Here is a 21,655-nt window from a genome sequence, read left to right on the forward strand (position 1 = left end):
GACTACGCTGGTGGGCATGTCTGTCGCGGTGCGGGTGATCCCCTGTCTCGACGTCGACGCGGGCCGGGTCGTGAAGGGCGTCAACTTCGCCGGCCTGCGGGACGCCGGCGACCCCGTCGAGCTGGCCCGGCGTTACGACGCCGAAGGGGCCGACGAGCTGACGTTCCTCGACGTCACGGCGTCCTCGGGCGACCGCGAGACCACCTACGACGTCGTCCGCCGCACCGCCGAGCAGGTGTTCATCCCGCTCACCGTCGGCGGCGGCGTCCGCAGCAACGACGACGTCAACCGGCTGCTGCGCACGGGCGCGGACAAGGTCAGCATCAACACCGCCGCGATCGCCCGGCCGGAGTTCCTCCACGAGGCCTCACGCCGGTTCGGCGCCCAGTGCATCGTCCTGTCGGTCGACGCGCGCCGCGTGCCCGAGGGCGGCGAGCCGACCGCGTCCGGCTTCGAGGTCACCACCCACGGCGGCCGCCGCGGCACCGGCATCGACGCCGTCGAGTGGGCCGCCCGCGGCGAGGAGCTCGGTGTCGGCGAGATCCTCCTGAACTCCATGGACGCCGACGGCACCAAGAACGGCTTCGACCTCGAGCTCATCGAGCTGGTCCGCAAGGCCGTGCGCGTCCCGGTGATCGCGAGCGGGGGAGCGGGGGCGCTCGAGCACTTCCTGCCCGCGGTCCGGACGGGCGCGGACGCCGTGCTCGCGGCCAGCGTGTTCCACTTCGGACAGCTGAAGATCGGCGACGTCAAGGACGCGCTGCGCGAAGGCGGGGTCGAGGTCCGATGAGGTCCTGGCAAGCCCCCGTCGAGGTCAAGGTCGTCGCCGGCCTGCTGGTCGGCCTGCCGGTCGCCTGGGCGCTGCTCGACCTGATCCCCGTGCTGAGCGCCGGGGCGGGCCTGGCGATCTACCGGATGCCCGCGCTCGCGCTCATCCTCGGCGGCGTCGTGACGACCGGCCTGGTGCTCAAGATGGGCAGCGCCCGCATCGGCGGCCTGGTCGTCACCGTGGTGTTCGCGCTGCTGCACGCGTTCCTGCTGCTCGGCGCGGCGCTGTGGTTCAACAAGCTGTTCTCCGGCCTGTCCTTCGCCGGGTACGGCTACGCATTCGTCCTGCTGAACTCGATGCCGCTCAAGCGGCACATCCTGGGAGCCGAAGCATGACCCTGGACGCGGCCGTCTCGGCGCGCCTCAAGCGCAACGCCGACGGCCTGATCGCCGCCGTCGTCCTCGAGCACGCCACCTCCGACGTGCTGATGATGGCCTGGATGAACGACGACGCGCTGGCCGCCACCCTGGCCACCCGCCGCGGCACATACTGGTCGCGCAGCCGGCAGAAGCTGTGGGTCAAGGGCGAGACGTCCGGGCACTACCAGCACGTCCGCGAAGTGCGGATCGACTGCGACGGCGATACGGTCCTGCTGCGCGTCGACCAGACCGGCCCGGCCTGTCACACCGGCACGCACACCTGTTTCGACACCGAAGAGCGCCTGCTCCTGGCCGATGAGAAAGAGAACGCGTGAGGATCGTCGCGGACGTCCTGGTCGGGCTGGTGGCCCTGATCCACGTCTACATCGTCGTGCTGGAGATGTTCCTCTGGACGACCCCGCGGGCCCGGGCGGCCTTCGGCACCACCGAGGAGTTCGCGAAGGAGAGCGCGCCGCTGGCCGCGAACCAGGGGCTGTACAACGGCTTCCTGGCCCTCGCGCTCGTGTGGGGGCTCATCGCGAGTGATCCGACGGGCTTCCAGCTCAAGCTGTACGGCATCGTGTGCGTGATCGTCGCGGGCCTCTACGGCGCGGCGACGGCGAACAAGCGCATCCTCTTCGTGCAGGTCCTGCCCGGGACCCTGGCGCTCATCGCGCTGCTGCTGGCGCGCTGAGCGGGCGTACGCTGCCCGGATGCGACGGGCTTGTGACGTGGTGGTGGGGCTGTGGTGTGCGCTCGAGGTCGCGACGGTCGTCGTCCTGCTGGTGCTCGGCCGCTGCCGGACCGCCGCCGTCGCGGGGGCCTGGGTGTCCTCCTGACGCTGTTGTACGTCGAGACCAAGCGGCTCCGGGACTACGGCACCTGCGCCTGGCCGCTGGCCGAGTGTCGCCGTCATCGCGACGGTCACCGCCGCCGGCGCGCTGCCGTCCGTCGAGCACGTGCCGAAGGGCGCAGGCGGGATCGCGCTCGGTCTGGTGCTGGGCGCCGGGGTGATCGCCGTCCTGGGTTTTGCCGACGCTCGCCGAGGCGCTGATCTTCACCCCGGAGAACCGGTCCGGCACGAGCAAGGTCAGCGTCCGGTACCGCGACCACAGCCGGATCCTGTTGTGTCGCAGGAGCTCTACGCATTCCTTCAGCAGGCGGCGCGGGACGGTTCATGGTCGTGCTCTTCCCGCCCGACGAGTCCGACCCGTGGCCGTACGCCGTCCCGGTGGTGGCGCACGAACCCCGGATCACGAGCTAGGCTCGGGTGATGGCGCTGGGGAAAGCCGAAGTGAGCCGACGGCTGCGGAACTTCACGATCACGACCGGGCTCGCGGTGGCGGTGATCATCGTGGCGTTCGTGGTGCTGCTGACGAACGACGTGCTGTGGGGCGCGTTCGCCGTGGTGGTGGGCGGCATGCTGGCCGTCCTGGGGTACGCGTGGCTTTTCGCCTCGCGGTTGAAGCGCGACGCCCGGCTCAGCGGGACCGAAGCCGCGCCAGCGCGGATTCCCAGGCACGGGCGGAAACGCTGAGCTGACCCGCCGAGCGCGCCTTGGTGTCCCGCACGCCCACGACCCGCCCGAGCGCCACCTCGACACAGCTGCCTTCGTGGCCGCTGTACGACGACTTCCGCCAGACACTCATGATTGCCTCCATTATTGTGCGGTCTTCAGTAGCAAGTCTCGCGATGCGTCTTCGCTCAAAGCCAGGCCACGAATCACCTTGGCGAGCTTCTTCTGTTCCCCAGTCTGAGACTCATCGTGGAGGAATGCGGTCGAATTGGTGTGCTCGACCGAGATGATCGGCGGTGCATCGGCGAACTCGTAGATGTCGAACGGACCGATAAGGCCAGGATGGTAGCCGATGCCGGCGGGCACGATTTGCAGGCGGATGTTGGTGCTCCCGGCCATCTTCACGAGATGGTCGATCTGGTCGGACATCACCGCTGGGCCGCCGAAATTCTCGTGGAGCGCATGTTCGCCGAGCAATGCGGTGAACCGCACCGGATCCGGGCGGGTGAGGATCCGCTGGCGCTTGAGCCGGACCTGCAGCCGTGTGTCGGCTTGCTCGACCGTTACGGGGGCGTTGTCCATGATCGAGCGGATGTAGTCGGGAGTCTGCAGCAGTCCCGGAACGATCAACGGCGACCATGCGGTGATGGCCGTTGCCGTACTTTCGAGGCTCAGGCGCGTTGTGAGCGCGAAAGGAGGTCCGGCGGTGCTCGAGACAAGCCAGTTGGACTCGCGGGCGTGCCGGGCCAATGTTCGGATCCGATTTCGGTGCTCACCGGTTACTCCCAGTAATGCGAGGATCGCCGACACGTCCTCGACTGTCGGCAACCGTTGCCCCTTCTCCCACGCAGACAGCAGCTGCGGGATGATCCCGAGCATCTCCGCGAGCTGACGAAGGCCGACGTCGCGTACCTCGCGTTCCTCGCGCAGTAGGGCGGCGAGGGTTCGGGCCGCTGGTCCCGATGAGGTGGGCTTCATGGGAAAAGGATACGAATCCCGTCGATTCCCCGAATGCGTGAACGGTGTCCGCGAACCGCGATGACCAACGTTCTTTCGCGCATTCGGGTGATGCGATGCGCCTGGTCCCTTACACGCGCGGGGAGCCCGTCCGGTTGCCTCGGCCGCCTATGCCGTTTCTCGCAGCATCGGCCCAGGTCAACGCGCCTACGATCACTCCATGCGGGCATTCTGGGTGGTCGTCTTCGTCGTCTTCTCGCTCCTCTCCACGCTCCTCGCCGGGGCCACGGTGTACTCGCTCTTCTCCGGCGACGACGATCTGCCGGGCAACGCGCTCTTCCTGACCGGTTTTCTCGCGTTCGCCGCCCTCGGCTGGTACAGGTTGCGGCTTCTGGACCGCGATGCGCAGGCCGCCGTCGTGGACTTCGGCCCGTGGCTGCCCGCGGCGGATCCCGCCGAGGGTGACCACCCGGAACGGGACGCCCGCCTGCGCCGGCGTTCCCGCCGCGCGACGGGCTTCGTCGTGGGCTGGGCGGTGGTGCTCGCGGCCGGGTTCACCGGCGTCGCGCTGGCCGGTGCGGCCGCCGACGACCTGCTCGCCACCGGCGTCCAGGAGCCCGGTGTGGTCGTCAGCGCGCACCACAGCTTCAGGGGCACGTCGTACATCCACGTGCGCCACGGCGACCGGACCGACGCGATCATCTGGAATTCGGACCACGACTACCAGGTCGGCGAACGGGTGATCGTCAGCTACGACCCGGCCGACCCGTCGCGCGTGCGCACCGCCGACGAACCGAACGAAAACCAGGTCGTGCTCGGCTCCGGCGCGGTCCCGATCCTGGCCGCCCTGTTCGGCCTCCCGTTCTCGATCGGGGCGGCGGCGAGCTGGCGGCGCCGGATCCGGGCTGTCGGGCGCACCGGGTGGCGGCGGGCCGAAGTGAGCGACCTGGAAGGGAGGACGCTGCACGCGAGATTCCACGACGGGACGGTGATCGGGCTGCACCGCACCTCGGGGGTCCTCGCCCTGTCGCCGACGGCCGGCTGGAAGAACCGGCCGGGCTGGGTCGGCGGCTGGGGCAGGACGATGGTCGTGCTCCTCGAGAACGACCATCCCATCGTGGCGGTCCGCGCGATCCGGGAGCGGGTCAGCCGATCTCCCCGGTGAGGTAGCGCTGCAGGTTCGGCGCGACCGCCCGCACGAGGACCTCGACGTCTTCGCTCGCGAACGGCTCGAACTTCGCCACGTACCGGATCATGCCCATGCCCACCATCTGGGAAGCGCAGAGGTTCATCCGCAGCGACACGTCGTCCGCGCCCATCGACGCGATCAGCGACGTGAAGAACTGCTGGAAGAAGTCGCGCAGCACGTGCCCGGCCTGCTCGTGGCCGGCGACACTGCGGATGAGCGCGACGAACACCCCGCCGCCCGCGCCGTCCCAGCGGGTGATGAAGGTGCGGACGATCCGTTCGCCGAGCTCGTCGTCGGGGCCGTCCCGGAGGATCTTCTGCAGCTCCAGCGGGTCGAACGGCAGCTTGAGCACGGCCTGGGCGAAGAGGCCCTCCTTGCTGCCGAACCAGTGGTTGACCATCGCCGCGTCGACCCCGGCGCGGGTGGCGATCGCGCGCACGGTCGCACCGTCGTAGCCGTTCTCGGCGAACACGGCCCGCGCGGCTTCGACCAGCGCGGTGCGCGTGTCCTGGCCGGCGGGCCGCCGGCCCCGGCGGCGCGCAGTACTCTCGGTGCTGTCGGTGGTGCTCACCGCCCCATCATGACCCAGGCGTCCGCTTAATTCAACATTCAATGAATTAAGACCCCGCGTGGCCGGTCCGCGCCGGGGCGGCACAATGAGGTCCATGGTCAGCGCATCCGCCGGTCCCGGCTCGGTCAGCCCGTCCCGCGAGGACTTCCGCGCCCTCGCCGAGAACCGCCGCGTGATCCCGGTCGTGCGCCGGGTCCTCGCCGACGGCGAGACGCCGATCGGGGTCTACCGCAAGCTCGCCGCCGACCGGCCGGGCACGTTCCTCTTCGAATCCGCCGAGAACGGCGCCTCCTGGACGCGCTGGTCGTTCATCGGCGTCCGCAGCCCGGCCGCGCTCACCGTCCGCGACGGCGAAGCGGTCTGGACCGGCACGCCGCCGGTCGGCCTGCCCTCGGAAGGCAACCCGCTCAACGTCCTGCGCGAAACGATCGAAGCGTTGCACACCGAGCAGCTGCCCGGGTTGCCGCCGCTGACCGGCGGCATGGTCGGCTACGTCGGCTACGACGCCGTGCGCTGGCTGGAAAAGCTGCCGGAGCTGGCCGAGCGCGACCTCGACATCCCCGAGCTGACCATGCTCCTGGCCACCGACCTCGCGGCGTTCGACCACCACGAGGGCACGGTCACGCTCATCGCGAACGCCGTCAACTGGGACGACTCGCCCGAGCGCGTGGACGCGGCCTACGACGACGCTGTCGCCCGGCTGAGCGCGATGACCGAGCAGCTGCAGGTGCCCGCGCCGGCGACCGTCGCCGCGTTCGACCGGCCCGCGCCGGAGTTCGTGCGGAAGCGGTCCAAGGAAGACTTCCACGCCGCGGTCGAGAAGGCCGTCGAGGCGATCAAGGCCGGCGAAGCGTTCCAGATCGTGCCGTCGCAACGGTTCGAGATCCCGACCGCCGCCGACGCGCTCGACATCTACCGCGTGCTCCGGACGTCCAACCCCAGCCCGTACATGTACCTGCTGCGGCTCGACGGCTTCGACATCGTCGGGTCCAGCCCCGAGTCGCTGGTCACCGTGCGGGACGGCAAGGCGACCACCCACCCGATCGCGGGCACCCGCTGGCGCGGCGCCGACCCCGAGGAGGACGCGCAGCTGGCCAAGGACCTGCTGGCCGACGAGAAGGAGCGCGCCGAGCACCTGATGCTCGTCGACCTCGGCCGCAACGACCTCGGCAAGGTCTGCAAGCCGGGCACCGTGCGCGTGGTCGACTTCTTCCAGATCGAGCGCTACAGCCACGTCATGCACATCGTGTCGACCGTCACCGGCGAGCTGGCCGACGACAAGACGGCGTTCGACGCGGTCACGGCGTGCTTCCCGGCCGGGACGCTCTCGGGCGCGCCGAAGGTCCGCGCGATGGAGCTGATCGAGGAGCTGGAGCCGGTCCGCCGCGCGCTGTACGGCGGTGTGGTCGGCTACCTCGACTTTGCCGGTGACGCCGACACCGCGATCGCGATCCGCACCGCGCTGGTCAAGGACGGCATCGCGCACGTCCAGGCCGGCGGTGGCGTGGTCGCCGACTCGGTGCCGGACTACGAGGACACCGAGTCGTTGAACAAGGCCAGGACCGTGCTTTCGGCGGTCGCCGCCGCCCAGACGATGGTGGCGGCGGGCGCCCTCGACCCGGCCGCGGACTCCGCTCATGTCTGAGCCCGCGCAGAAGCCGGCCCGGCGTCCACTGTGGATGATCGTCGTCGCGCTGCTGCTGGGCGCGCTGGCGCTGTGGGGCGCGTCCCGGCTGACGTGGTTCGCCGAGTTCCGCGACGGCGGCGTGCGCGGGACTGTCCTCTACCGCGAGACCGGTGAGCAGCGCGCGACCGCGCTCGTGCCGCTCGCGCTGCTCGCGCTCGCGGGTGTGGCCGGGGTGATCGCCACCGGCGGCTGGGCGCGGCGCGTGCTCGGCGTCGTGCTGGCGCTGGCCGGCGTCGCCGCGGTCTGGTCCGGCGTGGCCGGGGTCCGCTTCGGCGGCTACGCCGACGGCCTCCCCGTGACGCAGATGCTGCTGGGGCGCGGCCTGGCCGTGCTCGGGGGAATTCTCGTCGCGGCGGGCGGGTTGGCAGCGGTCAAGGGCGCGGGCAAAGCCGCGCGGCTCGGCGCGAAGTACGCAGCGCCGGCAACGCGGAAGAAGGTGCGTGATCCGGACGCCGAGCTGTGGGAAGCGCTGTCGGAGGGGGAGGACCCCACCGACGTCCGGGCCAGGCATTCGGAGTAACGCACGCACCCGGAACCGAGCGCTCCAGATGCGGGGGTTAGCATCGTTTCGGCGGGAAGGGGAAGGTTTTTGTGAGCGACCTTGCGAGTGAATCGGTGACCACGTGCCCGGGCGGGGGCGCCCGGTGAGCGTGCTCGAAGAGATCGTCGCCGGCGTGCGGGAAGACCTCGCCGTGCGGGAGTCCGCGCTGCCGTTCGACGAGCTGAAGATCCGCGCGGCCGCCGCGCAGCCGCCCCGCGACGTGATGTCCGCGCTGCGCGAGTCCGGCATCGGCGTGATCGCCGAGGTGAAGCGGCGCAGCCCGTCCAAGGGTGACCTGGCCGACATTCCCGACCCCGCGGCGCTGGCGAAGGACTACGAGGTCGGCGGCGCGCGGGTGATCAGCGTGCTGACCGAACAGCGCCGCTTCGGCGGATCGCTGGCCGACCTCGACGCCGTCCGCGCCGCCGTGGACATCCCGGTGCTGCGCAAGGACTTCATCGTCAGCCCCTACCAGGTGCACGAGGCCCGCCTGCACGGCGCCGACATGGTGCTGCTGATCGTCGCCGCGCTGGAGCAGAACGCGCTCGCCGCGCTGCTCGACCGCGTCGAGTCCCTCGGCATGACCGCGCTGGTGGAGATCCACAACGCCGAGGAGGCCGACCGGGCCCTCGAGGCGGGCGCCAAGGTCATCGGCGTCAACGCGCGCAACCTGCACACCCTCGAGGTGGACCGCGACGTCTTCTCGCGGCTGGCCCCCGGCCTGCCGATGGACGTCTACAAGGTCGCCGAGTCCGGGGTCCGCGGGCCGGGCGACCTGATGTCCTACGCCGGGCACGGCGCCGACGCGGTGCTGGTCGGCGAAGGGCTCGTCGCCTCGGGTGACCCGAAGGGCGCCCTGGTCAAGCTCGTCACCGCCGGTTCGCACCCCGCCTGCCCGAGGCCGTCGCGGTGACCGCTGAGCACGGCGAGCACGACCCGGACGAGCGCGGTTACTACGGCCCGTACGGCGGCCGGTTCATGCCGGAGGCGCTGATCGGCGTCGTCGACGAGGTCGCAACCGAGTACGACAAGGCGCGCAACGACCCGGAGTTCCTGAACGAGTTCAACCGCCTGCTGCGGGAGTACGCGGGCCGTCCGTCGCTGCTGACCGAGGCCAAGCGCTTCGGCGAGCACGCCGGCGGCGCGCGGGTGTTCCTGAAGCGGGAAGACCTGAACCACACCGGCTCGCACAAGATCAACAACGTGCTGGGCCAGGCGCTGCTCACCAAGCGGATGGGCAAGAAGCGCGTCATCGCCGAAACCGGCGCGGGCCAGCACGGCGTCGCGACGGCCACCGCGTGCGCGCTGCTCGACCTCGACTGCATCGTCTACATGGGCGAGGTCGACACCGAGCGCCAGGCGCTGAACGTGGCCCGCATGCGGCTGCTCGGCGCCCAGGTGATCCCGGTCAAGACGGGCTCGCGGACGCTGAAGGACGCGATCAACGAGGCGCTGCGCGACTGGGTCGCCAACGCCGACACCACGCACTACCTCTTCGGCACGGCCGCCGGCCCGGCGCCGTTCCCGGCGATGGTCCGCAACTTCCACCACGTCATCGGCGAGGAGGCGCGGGCGCAGATCCTCGAGCAGGCCGGCCGCCTGCCCGACGTCGTCGCGGCGTGCGTCGGCGGCGGGTCGAACGCGATCGGCATCTTCTCGGGCTTCTACGACGACCCGTCGGTGCGGCTGGTCGGCCTGGAGCCGGGCGGCGAGGGCATCGAGGGCAACCGCCACGGGGCGACGCTGACCAAGGGCTCGCCGGGCAACCTGCACGGCGCGATGACGTACCTGCTGCAGGACGAGGACGGCCAGACGGTCGAGTCGCACTCGATCTCGGCCGGGCTGGACTACCCGGGCGTCGGCCCGGAGCACGCGTGGCTCAAGGACACCGGCCGCGCCGAGTACCGGCCGGTCACCGACGCCGAGGCGATGGACGCGTTCATGCTGCTGTCCCGGACCGAAGGCATCATCCCGGCGATCGAGTCGGCGCACGCGCTGGCCGGCGCGCTGGTGCTGGGCCGCGAGCTGGGGCCGTCCGGGCTGATCGTGGTGAACCTCTCGGGCCGTGGCGACAAGGACATGGACACGGCGGCGAAGTGGTTCGGACTGGTGAACGAATGAGCGGGCTGGACGACCTCTTCGCGGCGACGCGCGCGGAGGGCCGCGGTGCGTTGATCGGCTACCTCCCGGCCGGGTTCCCGACGGTCGCGGGGTCCAAGGACCTGATCGCGGCCTGCGTCGACGGCGGCGCGGACCTGATCGAGGTCGGCGTCCCGTACTCCGACCCGGTGATGGACGGCCCGACGATCCAGGCGGCGTCGGTGACGGCGCTGGACAACGGCTTCCGCCTCAAGCACGTGTTCGAGGTGGTCGAGTCGGTCTCGGCGCGTGGTGGCCGCGCGGTCGTGATGACGTACTGGAACCCGGTGCACCGCTACGGCGTCGACCGTTTCGCGCGTGACCTCGCTTCGGCGGGCGGGCTCGGCATGATCACACCGGACCTGATCCCGGACGAAGCGGCCCCGTGGATGACGGCGTCCGACGAGCACGGCTTGGACCGCATCTTCCTGGTGGCGCCGTCGTCGTCGGAGGAGCGCATCGCCCGCACGGTGGACGCGGCCTCGGGGTTCATCTACGCAACGGCGGTGATGGGCGTGACGGGCGCGCGCGACCAGGTGGGCGTCCACGCGGAGGACCTGGTCCGCCGCACCCGAGCGCACACGTCCCTGCCGATCGGCGTGGGGTTGGGCGTCCGGTCGGGCGACCAGGCGGCCGAGGTGGCGTCGTTCGCGGACGCGGTGATCGTGGGATCGGCGCTGGTGACGGCCGCGGCGGAGGGACCCTCGGGCGTCCGGGCGCTGTCGGCGGAGCTGGCGGAGGGTGTGCGCCGGACGGTTGCCAAGGCTTGAGTCTTTGGTCTGTGGAGGCCTCCTCACCGGGTTTTGCCCGGGAGGAGGCCTCCACGGCTTTCCGGGCCCCGCCGGCCGCGCGAGTCGCGAATGGGTCATTGGGGACGTCTGGCGTCCCGAATGGGTCATTGGCGACACTCCGCGCCAGAGCCCAGACCGGACCTCGCCCCTTGACCCGGAGTGCACTCCAGGTGTCACTCTGGGTCGGTGACGTCCTACACCCCGGCTCAGGTGACCGAAAAGACCGGCTTCACCATCGACACCCTCCGCTACTACGAGCGCATCGGCCTGCTCCACGAGGTCGGCCGCACCGCCGGCGGGCGTCGCACCTTCACCGACCACGACATCGAGTTCCTCCAGCTCCTGCGCTGCCTTCGCTACACCGGCATGCCGGTCGCGGAGATGCTGCGGTTCGTCGAACTCCTCCGCTCTGGTGACGCGACGCAAGACGAGCGTCTCGAAGTCCTCCGTGACCACGAAACCCGCGTCGCCGGGCAGATCGAGCGGTTGCGGGAACACCAGGAGCACATCCGGTTCAAGATCCGGCTCTACAGCGGGGCGGGTGAACTCGCGACCGCGGGCTGACGCCGGGAGGCCGGATCTCGCTCTCCGTGTTCTGATGATGAGCACGGACGAGAGGGGAACCGGGTGACCACCACACCGCCGCCGGGCTGGGTGCCCGTCGAGCACCGGCTGTTCGGGCTCGACCGCCGGACCTTCACACCCGCGCTGGTCGCCCTGGTGATCGCGGTGCTGCTCGCCTACGGGCTGCCCGCGCTGAACGCCGCCATCCCGTGGCACAACGAGATCCGGGCCGGCGACCGGCTCGACCTCGGGGACGGCGCGACCGCCGTCCCGCCCGTGGGCTGGCAGCTGCAGAACGGCACGCTCCTCGGCGCCGCCGCGACGAACCCGGCGACCCTGCAGACCGACCTCGCCACCGGCGGCGCGACCATCGCCCTGCGCGGCGCGCCCTACCGCGGTTCCGCCGAAGACTTCCTCGACCAGGTCGAACGCTCCGAAGGCGACGTGCCCGGCGTCAACGGCGCCCGGGGCACCGTGACCACCGCCGCCGGGCTGACCGGCGTCGGGCAGAGCGGGACCGGGCCGGGCGGCGACGCCCTCGACGTCGCCTTCAAGATGGCCGCGCCCGGTCAGGACGCCGATGCCGCGCCCGCGCTGCTCTTCCGCGTGCGGACCGCGCCGGGCCAGTTCGAGCGCTTCCGCGACGAGATCAACGGCGTCCTGCGCAGCATCACCCCGGGAGCGGGCCGGTGACCGCGCCGCCGGGGACCAAGGCGGCCCAGCTCACCGCCATCGAAGAGTCCGGCTGGGGGCAGCCGTTCCGGTTCTTCCAGCCGCACAACCTGGCCTTCTGGGTCTACCTCGTCGGCGTCGGCGGCGGCGCGCTCGCCATGCTGCGGTACTTCGGCACCGGCGGTGAGTTCTACACCCCGGCCCTGACCGGCGGGATCCTGCTGTTCGGGCTCTACCTCGTGCCCTGGTTGCTGCTGCTGCGCCACCAGAACCGCTACACCGCCCAGCCGGGCGGGCTGCTGGCGGCGGCGTTCGCCTGGGGCGGGATCGCGGCGGCGTTCTGGGTCGCGCTCCCGGCCAACACAGCCCTGCTGGAGATCTGGACGAAGCTCGGCGGCACCGCGTTCGCCTCGAACTGGGCCGCCGGCCTGACCGCGCCGATCGACGAGGAGTTCGCGAAGGCGCTCGGGCTGGTGCTCCTGATCGGGCTCGCGCCGCGGCTGGTCCGCAGCGTCTACGACGGCTTCATCATCGGCGCCTTCCTCGGCCTGGGCTTCCAGGTCTTCGAGGACGTCCTCTACGTCTACAATGGCGCCGCCCAGACCTTCGGCGCCGACCAGCTGAGCTCGTCCCTGCAGATCTTCGTGGTCCGCGGCGCGTCCGGGATCGTGTCGCACGCGCTGTTCAGCGCCATCTTCTGCGCCGGCCTGATGTGGGTGCTGGGCCGGGACCGGGCCGACCGCAACGTCGTCCGCGGCGTGCTGACCATGCTGACGGCGATGGTCTTCCACTTCGCCTGGGACGACATGACCGGCCTCGGCGGCAACGGCCCGCTCGTCGGCGTGCTGCCGTTCGTGATCGCGGCGGTCGAGCTGACGTTCCTGTTCTACGTCCTGCGCCACGCCGCCCGCCGCGAACGCGGCTGGACGCGCGAGCTGCTCGGCCCGGAGGCCGAGGCGGGGGTCGTCGACCCGCCGCTGCTCGACGCCGTCAGCGGCCTGCGGAAGCAGCGCAAGGCCTACCGCAAGCACGTCCGCAGCCGCCGCGTCGCGCGGCACCGGATGGCCGCCGCGAGCGACCTCGCCCGGGAGATCGCCCGCGCCGGCGGCCAGGAGACCGCCCGCGTCGCCCACGCGCGCGCCGAGGTCGTCCGGCTCCACCGGCACTGACGTTTGTACAAAAGCTGTACGCGGCCGCGGCAGAGTCCGCCGCATGGACCTCAGCCACCTCCCGCGGCGCACCTTCCTCCGCGGCGCCGCCGGGCTAGCCGTCGCCGGCGCGACCGGTCTCGTGCTGCCCCGGGCCGCCCAGGCCGCCACCGCGCCCCGGATCTACAGCTGCGCCGAGTGGGGCGCCCGGCCGCCCGCCGACGCGCTCACCACCCTCGACCACCCCGCGAACCGCATCCTCATCCACCACATCGCGAGCGCCAACAGCACCGACTACTCGCTGGCGCACGCCTTCCAGGTGGCCCGCGACGACCAGCACGACCACATGGACAACAACGGCTGGTCCGACACCGGCCAGCACTTCACCGTCAGCCGCGGCGGCTACCGGCTGGAAGGGCGGCACGGCAGCCTCGACGCCCTGCGCGGGCGCACCACGATGATCCAGGGCGCGCACTGCCCCGGCCAGAACACCAACGCCATCGGCATCGAGAACGAAGGCCTCTACACCAGCGTCGAGCCGCCCGAGGCGCAGTGGGCGTCGCTCGTGGTGTTCTGCGCCTACATCTGCCGCCAGTACGGCATCGGTGTCGAGGAGATCAAGGGCCACCGCGACTTCTACAACACCGAATGCCCCGGTGACCGCCTCTACGCGAAACTCCCGCAGTTGCGCGAAGAAGTGGCCGCGTCAATGTAGGTAACGCACGAGCGCGCAGAGCTCGGCCGGGGGCAGCGCGCCGAGCCGCGCGATCTCGCCGCGTCGCACGTCCATCAACGTCGTCGCGAACTCGGCGCCGAACGCCGAGGTCAACGCCGGGTCCGCCTCGAACGCCGTCACCGCGTCGGCCAGCGAGGTCGGCAGGCGGACGGCCGAGGGCAGCGTCCCCGGGTCGACGTCCACCGGTTCGGGCAGCGTCGCCTCGTCGGCGAGGCCGGCCAGGCCGGCGAACAGCAGCGCGGCCGCCACCAGGTACGGGTTCGCGGTCAGGTCGAAGCACTTGACCTCGAAGTTGGCCGTCCGGTCGCGCTGCCCGGCCGGGCCCTGCACCAGCCGCAGCGGCGCCTCGCGGTTTTCCAGGCCCCACACCGAAAACACCCCGGCCCAGTGGTGCGGCTCCAGGCGCAGGTAGCTGACCACCGACGGCGCGCCGATCGCCAGCAGCGCCGGCAGCCGCGCGAAGATCCCGGCGCCGAACGCCTCCGCCGTCGACGTCAGGCCGAACCGGCCGTCGCCGCCGGCACACAGGTTGCGGTCGCCGTCCCAGAGGCTGAGGTGGACGTGGCCGCCGTTGCCCACGCCGTCCGGCGCGAACTTCGGAGTGAACGACGCGCGCAGCCCGTGCCGGGCGCTGACCATCCGGATCGTCTCGCGGGTCAGCACCGCGACGTCCGCCGCGCGCACCGGGTCCTCCGGCGCGACCGACAGCTCGAACTGCCCGGCCGCGTACTCCGGGTGGACCTGTTCGACCACCACGCCCTGAGCGGACAAAGTGGACACCAGTTCCCGCAGGTAGCCCGCCTGCGCGGAAAGCCGCGCGAAGCCGTAGGCCGGGCCCGCGGTGGCCGAGCGCGGGTCGTCCGGCGCGTCTTCCGCGGTGATCACCCACTCGATCTCGAACGCGGTCCGCACGTTGTAGCCCAGCGCCGCGAGCCGGGCCGTCGCGGTGGCGGCCAGCGCCCGCGCGTCCAGCGGGTGCGGCTCGCCTTCCTGGTCGTACTTGCGGACCGGCGCCCACGCCCAGCCCGGCTGCGCGGCCAGCGGCACGAGCGCGTCGAGGTCCGGGTGCAGGCGCAGGTCGCCGACCGGACCGCGGCTGTAGGTCCCGTCGGTGATGTCGTCGGTGGCCAGGAAGAAGTCGAAGGAGTTCGACGCGCCGACGCCCCACGCCGCCGCCGACCACAGCCGGTCCACCGGGACGGCCTTGACCCGCGCGATGCCGCTGTTGTCCACGAAGGTCAGCGCGACCAGCTCGACGCCGGCCGCGCGCAGGCCGTCGGCCCGGAGCGCGCCCTGCTGTGCGAGTTCTGCCCGATCGAGCTGGCTCATCCTGCTCCCGTCGATGTTCACTTGAGTTTTCACCGCAGAAAAGAGGTGGAGATCGTGTCAGACACCGTCGAAACCCGTCCAGGCCTGCGCCGGTCGCTGTCCGTCTGGCAGGCCGTCGGCCTGTCGGTGGCGCTGATGGCCCCGAGCATGGCCGCCAACATCAACCCCCAGCAGACCGCCGCCTCGGCCGGGCGCGCCGTCCCGCTCGCGTTCCTGCTCTCGGCGGTCGGCGTGCTGCTGGTCGCGTACGGCTTCGTCAAGCTCTGCCAGTACTACCAGCACGCCGGCTCGGTGTACGCGTTCGTCGGCGCGACGCTCGGCCCGCGCGCCGGTGTCGTCTCCGGCATCGGCCTTCTCGGCACGTACACGTTCTACGCCGTCGTCACGAGCTCGGCCGCGGGCACGCTCGGCACGGCTTTCCTCACGCAGGTGGGGATCTGGCCGAACCCGCCGTCGTGGGGGCCGTTCGTGCTGACGGCCGTCGCGCTGATTGGCGCTTGGCTGCTCGCGGTGGTCCCCGCGCGTCGTGGAACGAGCACGCTGCTCGCGGTCGAGGGCGCGACGATCGCGGTGATCCTGCTGGTCACGGCGGTGATCCTGGTCCGGCTCGTCGCGGGCAACGCCCCGGACGGCGCGCGCTTCACCCTGGACGTGTTCGTTCCGGACACGGGAGTGTCCGGAGTGTTCCTCGGCGCGGTGTTCGGCTTCTTGTCTTTCGCCGGCTTCGAAGCCGCGGCAACGCTCGGCGAGGAGACCCACGACCCGAAACGCAACATCCCCCGCGCGATCCTCGGCACGGCGATCTTCGGCGGCGTCTATTTCGTGGTGGTCACGGCGGTCGAGATGATGGCGTTCCGCACGGACGCAACGGCGTTCCACGACTCGCCGTCCCTGCTGGGCGACCTCGGCAGCCGCTACGCGGGAGGCTGGGTCGGCGACGTCATCAGCGTCGGCGCGGCGATCAGCGCATTCGGCTGCTGCCTGGCGTGCATCGTCGGCGGCTCACGGCTGCTGTTCGCCTTGGGCCGCGACGCGGTCGGCGGCCGCGGCATCGGCCGGACGTCCCGCCGGGGCACCCCGGTCACCGCGGTCAGCGTGGTCACCGGCGCGGCAGTGCTGATCATCCTGGTGTGCGCGCTGTTCTTCGGAGCAACGGCGTCGGACACGTTCGCCTGGAGCGGCTCGATCGGCACGTTGGTGTTGCTGGTGATCTACCTGCTGACGACGATCGGCGCGATCCTCCTGCTGTTCGTGAAGCGCCGCATGCGAGTACCGGCGTGGCACCTGGTGTTCCCGATCGGCGCGCTCGCGGTGCTGGGGTACACGGTGTACGTCAACGTGGTCCCGTACCCGACGGAGGGCCCGGCGCGGTGGTTCCCCGTGGTGGCTGGGGCGGTGCTGGTGCTGGCGGTGATCTTGGTGCTGGCCGCGCCGGGGTTCGCTCGTCGGGTGGGGGAGAGGTTGAGCACGGTGGATGGAGGCGCATGACGGAGGTGCCGAGGCGTGTTCGTCACGCCGCGGCAGCCGGAGGACGCCCGGCCCGTTCGGGGCGGCGTACCACCAGCGCGCCGGCCAACACGATCCCGCCGAGCGCGAGCAGGCCCCAGCCGAAACCGCGCCGCATCGACAGCGCGCTGTCACACGCTGCCTGGTAACCGGCGGTGCCGTCGGAGAGTCTCCAGCCGGCACCGGCGTCGGCGGCGTAGGCGTTCGTCAAAGCGTTGACGTTCGAATCGTGCGCGGCCTGGCTCATGTCGGTGTGGAACCCGGTCCCGCACGCCACGGACTGCCCACCCGTGGCGGTCGCCTTCACGGGGACCCCGAGCAGGACCAGCGCACCCAGGGCGACGGCGGCTGCGACGACGGCGACGAATGTGCGGGGCGTCATGACGTCCTCCGAGGGAATAGGCGGCGTTTCGGCACAGGTCGCCCCGATCAGCGATCTTGTTACGCGCGTCCGCGACCTGCTCGTCGGTGGATCTTCGCCCTGTCCACACCCGCCCTCGCTCGTAAGGTGGAGCAGAGCCTGACCACCACGAACGGAGGCCCATGACCGACCTGCTCCCGTTCGTCGCGGACCTGCCGCTGGTCGACCACCACTGCCACGGCGTGATCACGAAAAACGTGGCCCGCGCGGACTTCGAAGCGATGCTGACCGAGGCCGACACCACCTCGCCGCTCGGCACCAGCCTCTTCGACTCGCTCATCGGGCTCGCCGTGCGCGAACGCTGTGCACCCGTCCTCGACCTGCCGAAGCACGCCGAACCCGACGCCTATCTCGAACGCCGCGCCGAGCTCGGCGCGGCCGAGGTGGCGCGGCGGTTCCTGCGGACCACCGGCACCACCGACTTCCTGCTGGACGGCGGTTTCCTCCCCGACGCGCTCACCACGACCGGCGACTTCGCGGACCTCGCCGGCGCTCGCGCGCACGACGTCGTCCGGCTGGAACAGGTCGCCGAAGCCGTGATCCGCGGGAGCACGGCCGAAGGGTTCGCCACCGCCTTCACCGACGAGCTGGGGAACCGGGCGAAGACCGCCGTCGGGCTCAAGTCGATCGCCGCTTACCGGGTCGGCCTCGAACTGAAAGCAGAGCCGCCGACGCCGGGGGAGGTCGAAGCCGCCGCGGGGCGGTGGCTGCGCTCCGGAAAGGCCCGGCTCGCCGACGAGGTCCTCCACCGCTTCCTCGTCTTCACCGGGCTCGACCTCGGCTTGCCCGTGCAGTTCCACGTCGGCTACGGCGACGCCGACGTCGACCTGCGCCGGTGCGATCCGCTGCTGCTCACCGGCCTGCTGCGGGCCACCCGCGACCGCGGGGTGCCGATCCTGCTGCTGCACAACTACCCCTTCCACCGCAACGCCGCGTATCTGGCGCAGGTCTTCGAGCACGTGTTCGTCGACGCCGGGCTCATCACGCACAACGCGGGGTTCCGGGCGCCGGCCGTGCTGGCCGAGCTCCTGGAGATCGCGCCGTTCGGGAAGGTGCTCTTCTCGACCGACGCCTTCGGCCTGGCCGAGCTGTACCACCTGGGCACGGCCCTGTTCCGGCGGGGACTGTCCGACTTCCTGCGTGCGGCGCTGGCCGCCGGCGCGATGTCCGAAGTGGACGCCGTCCGGATGTGTGCTTTGGTGGGACACGAGAACGCGAAGAGGATCTACCGCTTGGAGCGCGTGTGAGTGACCTGTGGGCCCGGTGGACACGGGCGATCGCCGAGGAACTGCCCGCCGCCGTCGAGCTCCGGCACGCCGTGCACGCCGACCCGCGCGGCTCCGGCGACGAGGAGGACACCGCCCGCCTGGTCGCCGAAGCCCTCGGTGCGGGCGACGGGACCCGGGTCGCCAAGACCGGCCGCGCGATCCGGCTGCCCGGTGGCGAAGGCCCGGCCGTTGCGCTGCGGGCCGAGCTCGACGCGCTGCCGGTGCTGGAAGGCACCGGCGTGCCGTGGGCGTCGGAGTCGGACCTGATGCACGCGTGCGGCCACGACGTCCACCTCGCCGCGCTGGTCGCGGTCGGCCGCGCGGCGGTGCGCGTCGGCGTGCCGCGCCCGATCCTGGCGCTGCTGCAGCCGCGGGAGGAGACGTCGCCGCCCGGCGCGCTCGACGTCGTCGAGTCCGGGGTGCTGGCCGAGGCGGGCGTGGACACGGTGATCGGCGCACACGTCCAGCCGCGGATCGCGCACGGGGTCGTGTCGGCGGTGCCGGGCCCGGTGAACGCCTCCACCGACGAGTTCGAGGTGACGATGCACGGCCAGGGCGGCCACGCCGGCTACCCGCACCTGCTGCGCGATCCCATCCTGGCGCTGTCCCAGCTGGTCGTGAGCCTGCAGCAGCTGGCGTCGCGCCGGATCGACCCGGTGCACGGCGCGGTCTGCTCGGTCGGCCGCATCCAGGGCGGCGCGGCGGCCAACGTCGTCCCGAACAGCGCGTCGGCGTTCGGCTCGCTGCGCCTGATGCGCGCGAAGGACCGCGAGCGCGCGCTGGCGACGCTCGCGGAGATCGTCCACGGCACCGCGCAGGCCCACGGCTGCACGGCCGAGCTGCAGATCAACCCGTGCGAACCGGTGCTGGACAACGACCCGGCGCTGGCGGCGGCCGCGCAGGGCTGGCTCCGCCACGGCGGGTTCGCCGTCGACGACGAGTTCCGCTCCTTCGGCGCCGACGACTTCGCCCACTACTGCGGCGGCCCGACCCGCGGGCTGATGTTGTTCGTCGGCCTCGGCGACACGGCCGGCGTGCCCAGCCTCCACGACGAGCGCTTCCTCCCGCGCGACCAGGCCGTCACCCAGGTCGCGCACGCGCTGGTGGCGGGCTACCTGGCCGCCTTGGAGGCGCCGGACAAGCGAGGCTGAGGTCCCGGCCTGTACCCCGGTTGTCGCACTGGTCAGCGCTGCGACGGGGTTCTACTTCGGTGCGCATGTCGCGGGCTCGAGCGGACGAGGTAGAGGAATCCGACGCCGGCTGAAAGTTGCGGCCGGGATCGAGGCGAGTTCCCGTTCTTCCAGCCCAGCGGCCGCTAGTGGGACAGACACGCTACGGTGACCGCGTGATGACCGCCTACCTCGCGACGTTCCCGAGCCCCGACCGCGGGGTCTGGCACCTGGGACCGATCCCGATTCGCGCGTACGCCCTGTGCATCATCGCCGGCATCATCATCGCCATCTGGTGGGGTGAACGGCGCTGGGTCGCCCGCGGCGGCACCAAGGGCACGGTCATCGACGTCGCGGTGTTCGCCGTGCCGTTCGGCCTGGTCGGCGGCCGGTTGTACCACGTCATCACCGACCCCGAGCTGTACTTCACCGAGGGCAAGAACCCCTGGAAGGCCTTCGCGATCTGGGACGGCGGCCTCGGCATCTGGGGCGCCATCGCCCTCGGCGCGGTCGGCGCGCTCATCGCGTGCCGGCGCAAGGGCGTCCCGCTGCCGGCGATGGCGGACGCGATCGCCCCCGGCATCGTCGTCGCGCAGGCCATCGGCCGCATCGGCAACTACTTCAACCAGGAGCTCTACGGCGCGCACACCGACCTGCCGTGGGGCATGGAGGTCTTCCAGCGCTTCAACCCGGAAGACCCGGAAAACCTGCTGAACGGCGTCGCGACGGGCCACATCCCGCTACCGGAGAGCCCGGTCCACCCGACGTTCCTGTACGAGCTGATCTGGAACCTGCTGGTCGCGCTGCTGGTGGTCTGGGCCGACCGCAAGTTCAAGCTGGGCCACGGGCGCGCGTTCGCGCTGTACGTCGCCGGTTACACGGTCGGCCGCGGCTGGATCGAGATGATGCGCACCGACACGGCCAACCACATCCTCGGCCTGCGGGTGAACGTCTGGACGTCGATCCTGCTGTTCGCGGCGGCGGTGGTGTACTTCGTGCTCGCCGGGAAGCGCGGGCCGCGCGAGCTGCCGGAGACGCTGCGGAGCAAGGACGCGCCGGGCCCGGACGAGACGCCGGTCGAGGACGCCGCCCCGGAGGGCGAGGAGCCCGAGCACGCCAAGGTGGCGGCCGAGGCCCCGGCGGAGAAGCCCGCCGAAGAGGCCCCGGCGGAAGAGCCGAAGAAGACCGACGAGAGCTGAGCGTCAGAGGTCCGGCAGGCCCAGGTCCAGGTTGGGCGCCTGCAGCCCGCCGTCCACCTCGAGCACCTTGCCCGTGATGTACCCGCCGGCCCGCGAGGCCAGGAACACCACCGTCGCCGCGATGTCCTCGGCCTCGCCGAGGCGCTTCAGCGGTGTCGCCGACTCCATCTTGGAGCGCAGCTCCGGGTTGCCCGCCACGATCTCCAGGGCCGACGTCAGGACCGAGCCCACCGAGATCGCGTTCACCCGCACCTTCGGGGCCAGGTCCGCCGCCGCGAGCCGCGTGTAGTGGGCCAGGGCCGCCTTCGCCGTTCCGTACGCCGCGAAGCCGCGGCCGCTGACCCGGCCCATCACCGACGAGATGTTGACGATCGAGCCGCCCGACTCCGCCAGCGAGGGGGCCGCCGCCACCGTCAGCGCGTGGGCCGTCGCCACGTTGAAGCGGAACGCCTCTTCCATGAAGTCCACCGAAGACTCCAGCAGGGGCCGCGGGTATGTGCCGCCGACGTTGTTGACCACCAGGTCGAGGCGGCCGAGCTCGGTCACCGCCGTCGACGCCAGTGCCGCCGTGGCCTCGGGCGAGGAGAGGTCGCCCGGCACGGGCACTGCACGGCGGCCAAGAGCCGTAACGCGCGAAGCGACCTCGGAAAGCTGGGAAGCGGTGCGGGCCGCGATGACCACGTCGGCGCCCGCTTCGGCGAGGGCCACGGCCGTGGCCGCGCCGATCCCGCGTCCCGCGCCGGTGACCACCGCGACCTGCCCGTCGAGCCGGAACCGGTCGAGGATCATGGCCGGAAAGGTAACACGTTCTAGTGATCGGCGACACAGCTCCACTGTGCTGCGTCGGGCCGGTCACGTTAGGCTTGACGGACGTTTCCCAGCCGTATACTTAGCAGAACGAACTACTGGGAACCCATCAGGAACTATGTCGTTCCGCGCAGCCAGATCGTTACCGTCCGACGCCGTTCGGCGCGCTCCGAAGTGCTGCTGGCGTGTTTCCCAGGTGTTAAAGTCGCGCTAACAAGCGGGCCATCGTCGTCCCGTGCGCTCCCCGGCCGGTAGCC

26 protein-coding genes are annotated in these 21,655 nt (G+C 71.4%); 20 read left to right on the forward strand and 6 right to left on the reverse strand.

The genetic code is table 11. The features are described 5' to 3' along the window. The first annotated feature begins 16 nt into the window (after positions 1-16). The 6 genes from hisF to ACZ63J_RS17005 all read left to right on the forward strand — a co-directional run bounded on the left by hisF (position 17) and on the right by ACZ63J_RS17005 (position 2,725). The gene (gene hisF / locus ACZ63J_RS16980; RefSeq protein ID WP_370972470.1) at positions 17-790 is read left to right on the forward strand and encodes an imidazole glycerol phosphate synthase subunit HisF; all 774 of its coding nucleotides are present in this window, start codon (positions 17-19) and stop codon (positions 788-790) included. Then, entirely contained in the window at positions 787-1,164 is a 378-nt protein-coding gene (locus tag ACZ63J_RS16985) for a hypothetical protein (protein ID WP_465404950.1), read from the forward strand. Before hisF ends, ACZ63J_RS16985 begins: the two co-directional genes overlap by 4 nt. After that, a complete protein-coding gene (gene hisI / locus ACZ63J_RS16990) occupies positions 1,161-1,523 on the forward strand; it encodes a phosphoribosyl-AMP cyclohydrolase (protein WP_465307983.1) in 363 nt (120 codons plus the stop codon). The genes ACZ63J_RS16985 and hisI overlap by 4 nt, the downstream gene beginning before the upstream one ends. Continuing rightward, a complete protein-coding gene (locus ACZ63J_RS16995) occupies positions 1,520-1,882 on the forward strand; it encodes a DUF1304 domain-containing protein (protein ID WP_395924693.1) in 363 nt (120 codons plus the stop codon). The genes hisI and ACZ63J_RS16995 overlap by 4 nt, the downstream gene beginning before the upstream one ends. A gap of 19 nt (positions 1,883-1,901) precedes the next feature. Beyond that, complete coding sequence (locus ACZ63J_RS17000) at positions 1,902-2,027, forward strand: hypothetical protein (RefSeq protein ID WP_465404949.1); 126 nt, start codon at positions 1,902-1,904, stop codon at positions 2,025-2,027. Between the two features lie 434 nt (positions 2,028-2,461). Next, positions 2,462-2,725 (forward strand): hypothetical protein, encoded by a 264-nt coding sequence (locus ACZ63J_RS17005; protein ID WP_465404947.1) that lies wholly within the window; start codon positions 2,462-2,464, stop codon positions 2,723-2,725. On the opposite strand, the gene ACZ63J_RS17010 is transcribed toward ACZ63J_RS17005, so the two are convergent. Further along, positions 2,670-2,849 carry a DUF397 domain-containing protein gene (locus ACZ63J_RS17010; protein ID WP_465439540.1) on the reverse strand — a complete coding sequence of 60 codons (180 nt, stop codon included), beginning with the start codon at positions 2,847-2,849 and terminating at the stop codon, positions 2,670-2,672. The two genes, ACZ63J_RS17005 and ACZ63J_RS17010, sit on opposite strands and share 56 nt — an antisense overlap. Then, positions 2,849-3,682 carry a helix-turn-helix domain-containing protein gene (locus tag ACZ63J_RS17015; protein ID WP_465404946.1) on the reverse strand — a complete coding sequence of 278 codons (834 nt, stop codon included), beginning with the start codon at positions 3,680-3,682 and terminating at the stop codon, positions 2,849-2,851. Before ACZ63J_RS17015 ends, ACZ63J_RS17010 begins: the two co-directional genes overlap by 1 nt. A gap of 199 nt (positions 3,683-3,881) precedes the next feature. Between ACZ63J_RS17015 and ACZ63J_RS17020 the strand changes: the two genes are divergently transcribed. Further along, positions 3,882-4,826, forward strand: coding sequence for a hypothetical protein (locus ACZ63J_RS17020; RefSeq protein WP_465404944.1), 945 nt, complete (start codon positions 3,882-3,884; stop codon positions 4,824-4,826). Here ACZ63J_RS17020 and ACZ63J_RS17025 read toward each other — a convergent pair. Beyond that, positions 4,807-5,421, reverse strand: a complete 615-nt coding sequence (locus tag ACZ63J_RS17025) for a TetR/AcrR family transcriptional regulator (protein ID WP_465342116.1) — start codon at positions 5,419-5,421, stop codon at positions 4,807-4,809. The two genes, ACZ63J_RS17020 and ACZ63J_RS17025, sit on opposite strands and share 20 nt — an antisense overlap. Before the next feature lie 94 nt (positions 5,422-5,515). Here ACZ63J_RS17025 and ACZ63J_RS17030 point away from each other — a divergent pair, with 94 nt between their 5' ends. The 9 genes from ACZ63J_RS17030 to ACZ63J_RS17070 all read left to right on the forward strand — a co-directional run bounded on the left by ACZ63J_RS17030 (position 5,516) and on the right by ACZ63J_RS17070 (position 13,678). Further along, the gene (locus ACZ63J_RS17030) at positions 5,516-7,066 is read left to right on the forward strand and encodes an anthranilate synthase component I (protein ID WP_465404942.1); all 1,551 of its coding nucleotides are present in this window, start codon (positions 5,516-5,518) and stop codon (positions 7,064-7,066) included. Positions 7,067-7,100: 34 nt separating this feature from the next. Next, on the forward strand, positions 7,101-7,628 hold the full coding sequence (locus ACZ63J_RS17035) for a Trp biosynthesis-associated membrane protein (protein WP_465308280.1): 528 nt from the start codon (positions 7,101-7,103) through the stop codon (positions 7,626-7,628). 124 nt (positions 7,629-7,752) lie between these two features. Beyond that, the gene (gene trpC, locus ACZ63J_RS17040) at positions 7,753-8,562 is read left to right on the forward strand and encodes an indole-3-glycerol phosphate synthase TrpC (protein WP_465307968.1); all 810 of its coding nucleotides are present in this window, start codon (positions 7,753-7,755) and stop codon (positions 8,560-8,562) included. Further along, positions 8,559-9,770 carry a tryptophan synthase subunit beta gene (gene trpB, locus ACZ63J_RS17045; protein ID WP_465342121.1) on the forward strand — a complete coding sequence of 404 codons (1,212 nt, stop codon included), beginning with the start codon at positions 8,559-8,561 and terminating at the stop codon, positions 9,768-9,770. Before trpC ends, trpB begins: the two co-directional genes overlap by 4 nt. Beyond that, the gene (gene trpA, locus ACZ63J_RS17050) at positions 9,767-10,558 is read left to right on the forward strand and encodes a tryptophan synthase subunit alpha (protein ID WP_465404940.1); all 792 of its coding nucleotides are present in this window, start codon (positions 9,767-9,769) and stop codon (positions 10,556-10,558) included. The genes trpB and trpA overlap by 4 nt, the downstream gene beginning before the upstream one ends. 207 nt (positions 10,559-10,765) lie before the next feature. Further along, positions 10,766-11,143 (forward strand): MerR family transcriptional regulator, encoded by a 378-nt coding sequence (locus ACZ63J_RS17055; protein WP_465404938.1) that lies wholly within the window; start codon positions 10,766-10,768, stop codon positions 11,141-11,143. Positions 11,144-11,206: 63 nt separating this feature from the next. Beyond that, positions 11,207-11,836 (forward strand): hypothetical protein, encoded by a 630-nt coding sequence (locus ACZ63J_RS17060; RefSeq protein WP_465404936.1) that lies wholly within the window; start codon positions 11,207-11,209, stop codon positions 11,834-11,836. Then, positions 11,833-12,984 carry a PrsW family intramembrane metalloprotease gene (locus ACZ63J_RS17065; protein ID WP_465404934.1) on the forward strand — a complete coding sequence of 384 codons (1,152 nt, stop codon included), beginning with the start codon at positions 11,833-11,835 and terminating at the stop codon, positions 12,982-12,984. Before ACZ63J_RS17060 ends, ACZ63J_RS17065 begins: the two co-directional genes overlap by 4 nt. A 43-nt stretch (positions 12,985-13,027) precedes the next feature. Next, the gene (locus ACZ63J_RS17070; protein ID WP_465404933.1) at positions 13,028-13,678 is read left to right on the forward strand and encodes a peptidoglycan recognition protein family protein; all 651 of its coding nucleotides are present in this window, start codon (positions 13,028-13,030) and stop codon (positions 13,676-13,678) included. Here the strand turns inward: ACZ63J_RS17070 and ACZ63J_RS17075 are convergent. After that, positions 13,670-15,028 carry a type I glutamate--ammonia ligase gene (locus tag ACZ63J_RS17075; RefSeq protein WP_465404931.1) on the reverse strand — a complete coding sequence of 453 codons (1,359 nt, stop codon included), beginning with the start codon at positions 15,026-15,028 and terminating at the stop codon, positions 13,670-13,672. The two genes, ACZ63J_RS17070 and ACZ63J_RS17075, sit on opposite strands and share 9 nt — an antisense overlap. Before the next feature lie 54 nt (positions 15,029-15,082). Here ACZ63J_RS17075 and ACZ63J_RS17080 point away from each other — a divergent pair, with 54 nt between their 5' ends. Continuing rightward, the gene (locus ACZ63J_RS17080) at positions 15,083-16,516 is read left to right on the forward strand and encodes an APC family permease (protein ID WP_465404929.1); all 1,434 of its coding nucleotides are present in this window, start codon (positions 15,083-15,085) and stop codon (positions 16,514-16,516) included. A gap of 22 nt (positions 16,517-16,538) precedes the next feature. Here ACZ63J_RS17080 and ACZ63J_RS17085 read toward each other — a convergent pair whose 3' ends face one another. Next, a complete protein-coding gene (locus tag ACZ63J_RS17085) occupies positions 16,539-16,916 on the reverse strand; it encodes a hypothetical protein (protein ID WP_465404927.1) in 378 nt (125 codons plus the stop codon). Between the two features lie 161 nt (positions 16,917-17,077). Here ACZ63J_RS17085 and ACZ63J_RS17090 point away from each other — a divergent pair, with 161 nt between their 5' ends. The 3 genes from ACZ63J_RS17090 (at position 17,078) to lgt (ending at position 20,591) form a co-directional block, all read left to right on the forward strand. Beyond that, entirely contained in the window at positions 17,078-18,202 is a 1,125-nt protein-coding gene (locus ACZ63J_RS17090; RefSeq protein WP_465404926.1) for an amidohydrolase family protein, read from the forward strand. Beyond that, positions 18,199-19,374: a M20 metallopeptidase family protein gene (locus ACZ63J_RS17095; RefSeq protein WP_465404924.1), complete on the forward strand. Its 1,176-nt coding sequence runs from the start codon at positions 18,199-18,201 to the stop codon at positions 19,372-19,374. The genes ACZ63J_RS17090 and ACZ63J_RS17095 overlap by 4 nt, the downstream gene beginning before the upstream one ends. A gap of 197 nt (positions 19,375-19,571) precedes the next feature. Then, a complete protein-coding gene (gene lgt / locus ACZ63J_RS17100; RefSeq protein ID WP_465404922.1) occupies positions 19,572-20,591 on the forward strand; it encodes a prolipoprotein diacylglyceryl transferase in 1,020 nt (339 codons plus the stop codon). A 3-nt stretch (positions 20,592-20,594) separates the two neighbouring features. Here lgt and ACZ63J_RS17105 read toward each other — a convergent pair whose 3' ends face one another. Further along, positions 20,595-21,380 carry an SDR family oxidoreductase gene (locus ACZ63J_RS17105; protein WP_465404920.1) on the reverse strand — a complete coding sequence of 262 codons (786 nt, stop codon included), beginning with the start codon at positions 21,378-21,380 and terminating at the stop codon, positions 20,595-20,597. Positions 21,381-21,655: the final 275 nt, after the last annotated feature.

The organism is Amycolatopsis sp. NPDC104863 (assembly GCF_055582965.1).